This window comes from Streptomyces sp. NPDC049577 (assembly GCF_040675635.1).
GTDB lineage: Bacteria > Actinomycetota > Actinomycetes > Streptomycetales > Streptomycetaceae > Streptomyces.
Map to the genome: position 1 here is coordinate 1 of NZ_JBFAPH010000328.1, position 7,051 is coordinate 7,051.

Annotated in this window: 7 protein-coding genes; 4 read left to right on the forward strand and 3 right to left on the reverse strand. The window is 73.6% G+C overall.

The features are described 5' to 3' along the window. Together AB0K09_RS27200 and AB0K09_RS27205 are read left to right on the forward strand one after the other, a co-directional pair. A partial coding sequence (locus tag AB0K09_RS27200) for an MFS transporter (RefSeq protein ID WP_366068047.1) occupies positions 1-351 on the forward strand: 351 nt, incomplete at its 5' end. Continuing rightward, the gene (locus AB0K09_RS27205) at positions 302-1,630 is read left to right on the forward strand and encodes a D-arabinono-1,4-lactone oxidase (RefSeq protein WP_366068048.1); all 1,329 of its coding nucleotides are present in this window, start codon (positions 302-304) and stop codon (positions 1,628-1,630) included. The genes AB0K09_RS27200 and AB0K09_RS27205, both read left to right, overlap by 50 nt. A 23-nt stretch (positions 1,631-1,653) precedes the next feature. On the opposite strand, the gene AB0K09_RS27210 is transcribed toward AB0K09_RS27205, so the two are convergent. Beyond that, the gene (locus tag AB0K09_RS27210; protein WP_366068049.1) at positions 1,654-2,223 is read right to left on the reverse strand and encodes a hypothetical protein; all 570 of its coding nucleotides are present in this window, start codon (positions 2,221-2,223) and stop codon (positions 1,654-1,656) included. Positions 2,224-3,127: 904 nt separating this feature from the next. Between AB0K09_RS27210 and sepH the strand changes: the two genes are divergently transcribed. Next, positions 3,128-4,141: a septation protein SepH gene (sepH, locus tag AB0K09_RS27215; protein WP_366068050.1), complete on the forward strand. Its 1,014-nt coding sequence runs from the start codon at positions 3,128-3,130 to the stop codon at positions 4,139-4,141. Positions 4,142-4,425: 284 nt separating this feature from the next. On the opposite strand, the gene AB0K09_RS27220 is transcribed toward sepH, so the two are convergent. After that, positions 4,426-5,268, reverse strand: a complete 843-nt coding sequence (locus tag AB0K09_RS27220; protein WP_366068052.1) for a sulfurtransferase — start codon at positions 5,266-5,268, stop codon at positions 4,426-4,428. 272 nt (positions 5,269-5,540) lie between these two features. Between AB0K09_RS27220 and AB0K09_RS27225 the strand changes: the two genes are divergently transcribed. Next, positions 5,541-6,368 (forward strand): VOC family protein, encoded by an 828-nt coding sequence (locus AB0K09_RS27225; protein ID WP_366068053.1) that lies wholly within the window; start codon positions 5,541-5,543, stop codon positions 6,366-6,368. Between the two features lie 13 nt (positions 6,369-6,381). Here the strand turns inward: AB0K09_RS27225 and AB0K09_RS27230 are convergent, their stop codons facing one another. Further along, positions 6,382-7,032 carry a thymidine kinase gene (locus AB0K09_RS27230; RefSeq protein WP_366068054.1) on the reverse strand — a complete coding sequence of 217 codons (651 nt, stop codon included), beginning with the start codon at positions 7,030-7,032 and terminating at the stop codon, positions 6,382-6,384. Positions 7,033-7,051: the final 19 nt, after the last annotated feature.

A 7,051-nucleotide genomic window follows, 5' to 3' on the forward strand; every position in this document is an offset into this window, starting at 1 on the left:
TTCCTGGCCGTGGCGCTCTTTGTCGCGGGCCTGTCCATCGCGCCGACGATGGTGACCACGATGGCCCTCGTCGAGCAGTACGTACCGCGCGCGCAGCTGACCGAGGGCATGACCTGGACGAGCACCGGGCTCGCGGTCGGCGTGGCGCTGGGGTCGTCGGCCGCCGGCTGGGTGGTGGACGCCGTGGACGCCCGCGCGGGGTACGCGGTGCCCGGCGTGGCGGGGGTGCTGGCGGCCGCGGTCGCGTTCCTCGGGTACCGCCGGCCGCAGCCGGCGCCGGAGCGGGTGGGGGTTGGCACGCATGACGCGCACGACACGGACGGCGGTTCGGACGAGCCCTGCGTGGCGTAACTGGGCGGGGAACGTCACCGCGCGGCCGCTGCGGACGGTGGCCCCGGCCTCGGCCGGCGAGGTCGCCCAGGCGATCGGCCGGGCGGCCACCGACGGGCTGCGGGTGAAGGCGGTCGGCAGCGGCCACTCGTTCACCGCCGCGGCCGCCACCGACGGACTGCTGATACGCCCGGACCGGCTCACCGGCGTCCGGGAGATCGACCGCGAGGCGGGGACGGTGACGGTCGGCGCCGGGACGACGCTGCGGACGCTGAACGAGACGCTGTCCGCGCACGGCCTGTCGCTGACCAACATGGGCGACATCATGGAGCAGACGGTCTCCGGCGCCGTCAGCACCGGAACGCACGGCACCGGCCGGGACTCCGCCGCGATCGCCGCCCAGATCGCGGGCCTGGAGCTGGTGACGGCCGACGGCTCGGTGCTCCGCTGCTCGGCCGGCGAGCACCCGGAGGTCTTCGCGGCGGCCCGGCTGGGGCTCGGCGCCCTGGGCGTCATCACCGCCGTCACGTTCGCGGTGGAGCCCGAGTTCCTTCTCGTGGCGCGCGAGGAGCCGATGCGGTTCGGCGAGGTGACGGGGGCGTTCGACGAGCTGGTCGCAGAGAACGAGCACTTCGAGTTCTACTGGTTCCCGCACACCGAGCACTGCGCCACCAAGCGCAACAACCGCAGCGCGGGGCCGGCCGCCCCGCTGGCCCGCTCGCGTGCCTGGGTGGACGACGAGTTGCTCGCCAACGGCGTCTTCGGCGCGGTGTGCGCGGTGGGGCGCGCCGTCCCCGCCGCCGTCCCGGGCATCGCCCGGGTCACCGGCCGGGCGCTGTCCGCCCGGACGTACACGGACGTGCCGTACAAGGTCTTCACCAGCCCGCGCCGGGTCCGCTTCCTGGAGATGGAGTACGCGCTGCCGCGCGAGGCCGCGATGACGGCGCTGCGGGAGCTGCGGGCGACGGTCGAGCGCCGGGGCCTGCGGGTCAGCTTCCCGGTGGAGGTCCGGACGGCTCCCGCCGACGACATCCCGCTGTCCACCGCCGCCGGCCGGGACACGGCCTACATCGCCGTACACATGTACAGGGGAACACCGCACCGGGCGTATTTCTCGGCCGCCGAGCAGATCATGACCGCGCACGGCGGGCGGCCGCACTGGGGGAAGCTGCACAGCCGCGAGGCGGAGTATCTGGCCGAGGTCTACCCGCGCTTCGCGGAGTTCACGGCGGTGCGGGACCGGCTGGATCCGCACCGCCTGTTCGGCAACGACTACCTGCGGCGCGTCCTCGGCGACTGAGGCCGCCGGTGAGGCCGTTCGGGCTACGCCGCGGGGCTCGCGCCGCTGCCCGTGCCGGCGGCGGCGTTCTGACCGGGGGTCGGCGGCGGGCTCGCCTTCCCGCCGGTCCCGCTGCCGGTCGTCGTGCCGCCGCCCTTGCCGTCGTCCGTGCCACCGCCCTTGCCCGCGTCGGGCGACCGGCCGGGAGAGGGGGTCGCGTCCGGCGAGGGCTGGGTGCCGCCGGAGGGGGTCGGCCCCGGGCTGGGCGTCCGTCCGCCCGTGCCGCCGCCGTCCTCGGCGCTGTGGCCGGGGGACGGCGTCGTGCCGTCGCCGCCGCGCTCCTCGCCGTCGCCCGGCGACGAGTCCTGTCCGGGGGTGCGTGAGGGCGTGTCGTCCCGCTGCTTCTCCGGTTCGTCCTGGTGGAAGAAGCGGGTGACCGTGGTCCCGCCCTTGCTGCCGTCCGCGCTGGAGCCCGAGGCCAGTTCGACGACGGTCACCGTGCCCATCGCCAGCACGAAGACCGCCCCGGCGGCGAGGAGTGAGCGCTTCCAGCCGCGCAGCCGGGTGCCGTGCGTCGTGGCCTCCGTGTACTCGCCGGAGCCCCCGGAAAACACCTCTGCGTAGTTGCTGTTGCACGAAGAGTGATGCGCGCCGGTGTACGCACCGGCGTGCGCTGTTTTTCGCGCCGGGTTATGCGGCTGCTGTGACGCCTGGGGCGCGAGGTGCGTGGTGTCATCGCCCTGCGGCAGTGCCCGGGTCGCTCCGATCTGCCCGAGAAGCCGCGTTCGGTCCGTACGGTCCCGCGAACGGCCGAGGTCAGGGCCGTCGCGACCGTCGCGGCCCACCGCCCGGCCCGCATCGCGGACGGACACCCGCCGCATCCCCGGCCGCGCCGCCTGCGTCGTGACTTCGCGAACCTGTTCACCCGTACGTTTGAACAGGTGCTGGAAAACCGTTCCACCCGTGGTGGCCACCACGCTGACCACTCCGGCACCGATCACGGTGCCGTATACACCGAGTTTGCCCGCCAGCAGGGCTGCGATCACCGCGGCCAGGGCGCTTCCGGAAACCTGTGCGACGCTCAGGTCCAGGCGCCTGTCCTTGGCTTTTGCCTCACTTTCGGGTTTCTCGTCCATCTCCAGCCCTTGCCAGCCCATTCATTCGCACTTGCAGCAGGAAGAGACATTCGAGCCTAACGAACAGTTCCGAATCGGGCGATTGTGTGAACCACGCCACCCACGGGAAGGCCTCAGGGCACAAGGGGCGCATTCAACTCCCTTGTCGCAGGTGAACTTCGCTGGCGTGCCGATCCACCCCCAGTGGCCCGAATGGAGTACTGTGACGAGCCCTGGCCCCAATATCCCGTCCGGCTGCCCGGATCCAACGGGAGGGGGCCCGGGCGGCTCTCGCCCCGTCAACTCGGCAAGGTTGTGGCAGGCTGCTACCCGGGCAGGCCACACTCGACTAGCGGAAGCAGCGACGCAGGTGACGTCGGCAGGCACCACCCGGGAGGTCCCCATGCCCGAACTGCGTGTCGTGGCAGTCTCCAACGACGGCACACGTCTGGTGCTCAAGGCTGCGGACAGCACGGAGTACACGCTTCCCATCGACGAGCGGCTCCGCGCCGCCGTGCGCAACGACCGCGCACGCCTCGGGCAGATCGAGATCGAGGTGGAGAGCCACCTCCGGCCGCGCGACATCCAGGCGCGTATCAGGGCCGGCGCCTCCGCGGAGGAGGTCGCGCAGCTCGCCGGCATCCCCGTCGAGCGGGTCCGGCGCTTCGAGGGCCCCGTGCTGGCCGAGCGCGCCTTCATGGCCGAGCGCGCCCGCAAGACGCCGGTGCGCCGCCCCGGCGAGTCCACGGGCCCGGCGCTCGGCGAGGCCGTCGCCGAGCGGCTCATGCTGCGCGGCGCCGACAAGGACACCGCCCAGTGGGACTCCTGGCGCCGCGACGACGGCACCTGGGAGGTCCTGCTCGTCTACCGGGCGGCCGGTGAGCCGCGCGCCGCGAGCTGGACGTACGACCCGCCGCGCCGGATCGTTCAGGCGCTGGACGACGAGGCCCGCGCCCTCATCGGCGAGACCGAGGACACGCCCGAGCCGAGCTTCCCCTTCGTCCCGCGCATCGCCCGCCTGCCGCGGGAGCGGCCGGCGGACAAGCCGGAACCCTCCGGGGAGGAGACCGAGGGCGGCAAGGAGCGGGACTCCCTGACGAGCCTGCTGGAGGCGGTGCCGAGCTTCCGCGGCGACATGGTCGTGCCCGACACGGTGTCGACGCCGCCGGTGCCGCCGATGCCGCCGGAGGCGCCCTCCGAGGAGCCGGAGGCCGTCGAGCCGCCCGCTCCCGCGGCGAGCGCGGGAGCGGCCTACGCGGACGTCCTGATGCCGCGCACGGTGGCGGGCCACCGCGATCGCCTCATCGGCACCACGGACCGCCAGGCCGAAGCGGACGGCGTCCGCCCGGGCCGCCGAGCGGCGGTCCCCAGCTGGGACGAAATCGTCTTCGGCACCCGCCGCAAAAAGCCGGAGTGACCCCCGTCGGGTCCCGCTGAACCGAGAGGGCCCCCACCGACTGCGGCCGCCGCGACGGCGAGCGACCACGGCACCGCAGCCCGGCGGTCACCACCGGCCCCAGGCCGGCACGGCACCGCCGGGCTGCGCCGTCCGGCTCCCCACCGCTGCGGCGGGATCCGGGCGCAACCCCGTGCGCCGGCGAAGCCGAAAACCACAGCCTCCGCCCCCGCCGCGACGGCGAGCGACCACGACACCGCAGCCCGGCGGTCACCACCGGCCCCAGGCCGGCATGGCGGGGGTGCTCAGCCCGGTTCGGGGCCCGTGGCCACCTCGCGGCTCGGGTCGGAGGACCATTCGCTCCAGGAGCCCACGTAGAGCGCCGCCGGGATGCCGGCCACGGCAAGGGCCAGGACCTGCTGGGCGGCCGATACGCCCGAGCCGCAGTAGACGCCCACCGGGGTGTCCGGCGACGCGCCGAGGGCCCTGAAGCGGGCGGTGAGGGCATCGGCTGGCAGGAGGTGGCCGGTCTCGGTGACGTTCTCACTCGTGGGCGCGGAGACGGCGCCCGGGATGTGGCCGGCGACGCGGTCGATCGGCTCCACTTCGCCGCGGTAACGCTCCCCCGCCCGCGCGTCCAGCAGCAGACCCTGCCGGGCCAGCGCGGCCGCGCCGTCCGCGTCGAGGAGCGGCAGCGCCCCCGCACCGGGGGCCGGCTCGAAATCGCCCTCGTCGACGGCCGGGACATCGGTCGTCAGCCGGCCGCCCGACGCCGTCCAGGCGGCGAGGCCGCCGTCCAGGACGCGTACATCCGGGTGACCGGACCACCGCAGCAGCCACCACGCGCGGGCCGCGGCCCAGCCGAGCCCGCCGTCGTACACGACCACCGGCCGGTCCCGGCGCACCCCCGCGCGCCGCATCGCCGCGCCGAACACGCCGAGGTCCGGCAGCGGGTGACGGCCCCTCTCCCCCGGCGCGCCCGCGAGCTCCGCGTCCAGGTCGACGTACACCGCTCCGGGCAGGTGCCCGGCCTCGTAGGCGGGGCGCCCGGGCGGCCCGCCGAGCTGGTAGCGGATGTCCAGCAGGGTCGGCGGCCGCTCCGCGGCCGACTCCTTCTCCCACTCCGTTGCACTGATGATGGGGTCCATGCCCCCATCCTGTCGTAGATGACATGCGCCGAAAGGCCCTCTGGTCAGACGACGCACAGCTGATCGATACTGGACGGCAATGGCGTGGAAACGGAAGCGAAACGCGAAATCGGGCAATCTCCTGCGGCAACCCGTACATCGCGGCGCGGCCGGGGAGCGAGTCGCCACAGGTGGTGCAACCATCTGGTCTGGCACCGTCCCGTACCACCCCGCGCGCCGCGGACCGGCGTGCGACGCGCGGCCGCCACGATGGTCCTGAGGAGAGTTGATCGATGACCGAGGTATGGGGTTCCTCCGAGCTCAGTCAGGGGGAGACTCGGCCCACCCCAGGCACGCCCTGCTGGACCAGCCTCCTGGTACGCGACCTGGAGGCGACGAAGGAGTTCTACGGCGGGCTGTTCGGCTGGTCCTACTACAGCCCCGGACCGCGCCAACTGGGCCCGTACGTACGGGCGACGCTCGACGGGCGGGACGTGGCCGGAATCGGCGAACTCCCGCGCGGTCGTCAACTCGCCAACGCCTGGACCACCTATCTGGCGAGCGAGGACGCGGATGTTGCCGCGGAATGGATTCGCTGCTCCGGCGGCACGGTGGGCGTGGGCCCGCTCGCCGCGGAGGACGCGGGGCGGCTCGTACTGGCTTCCGACCCGGCGGGCGCGCCGTTCGGCGTCTGGCAGGGACAGGAACTGGTGGGCCCCCAGCTGGTGGGCGTGCCCGGCACCCCCGTCTGGCACGAGCTGGTGACCCATGACGCCGCCATGGTGGTGAAGTTCTACCGCGCGCTCTTCGGGTACGACGTCAAGCCGGCCGGCTCGGTGGAGTCCGACACGCTGGTCCTGCATCTGGACGGCCGTCCGGTCGCCGCCGTCCGGGGCGTGGGGGCCGGCCTGCGGCATCCGCACTGGATGACGTACTTCGAGGTGGCGGACGTCGACGCAGCGGCCCGCAGGGCCGTCGAGCTGGGCGGGCGGGTGCTGAGCGAGCCGCACGACGCGCTGGGCGACCCGGGCGCCGTGGGAGCGGCCGCCGGGCCCGGCCGCATGGCCACGGTCACGGACCCCGAGGGCGCGGTCTTCACCCTCCTGCACACCGCCCGCTAGAGCGGCGGGGCGGTCAGAGGGAGTCCACCGGCAGCACGTCCGGCGACAGCGCCGACGCGTGGGCGGCGGCCGCCGTCAGCCTGCGCCGGTGGTGGCGGCGGCACAGCACCTCGTAACCGACCACCGTCTCCGGCTGGTTGACGTCCCCGACGACGACCTGCTCGCCCTCGACGACCATCTGCCCGCCGATCGTCCGGGCGTTGTGCGTCGCCCGCGCGCCGCACCAGCACAGCGCCTCGACCTGGAGCACCTCGATCCGGTCGGCCAGTTCGACCAGCCGCTGGGAGCCGGGGAAGAGCTTGGTGCGGAAGTCGGTGGTGATGCCGAACGCGAAGACGTCGCGTTCGAGGTCGTCGACGATCCGGGCCAGCTGGTCTATCTGCTCGGCCGTGAGGAACTGGGCCTCGTCGGCGATGACGTAGTCGGCCCGGCCGCCCGCCGAGAGGTGGGCGACGAGGTGGGCGTAGAAGTCGAAGCCCTCCCCCGCCTCGATCGAGTCGGTGACCAGGCCCAGCCGGGAGGAGAGCTTGCCCTCCCCCGCGCGGTCGTTGCGGGTGAAGATCATTCCTTGCAGACCGCGGGTCGAACGGTTGTGTTCGATCTGCAGAGCGAGGGTGCTCTTTCCGCAGTCCATCGTTCCGGAGAAGAACACCAGCTCGGGCATGGGAAGGCCAATGCCTTTC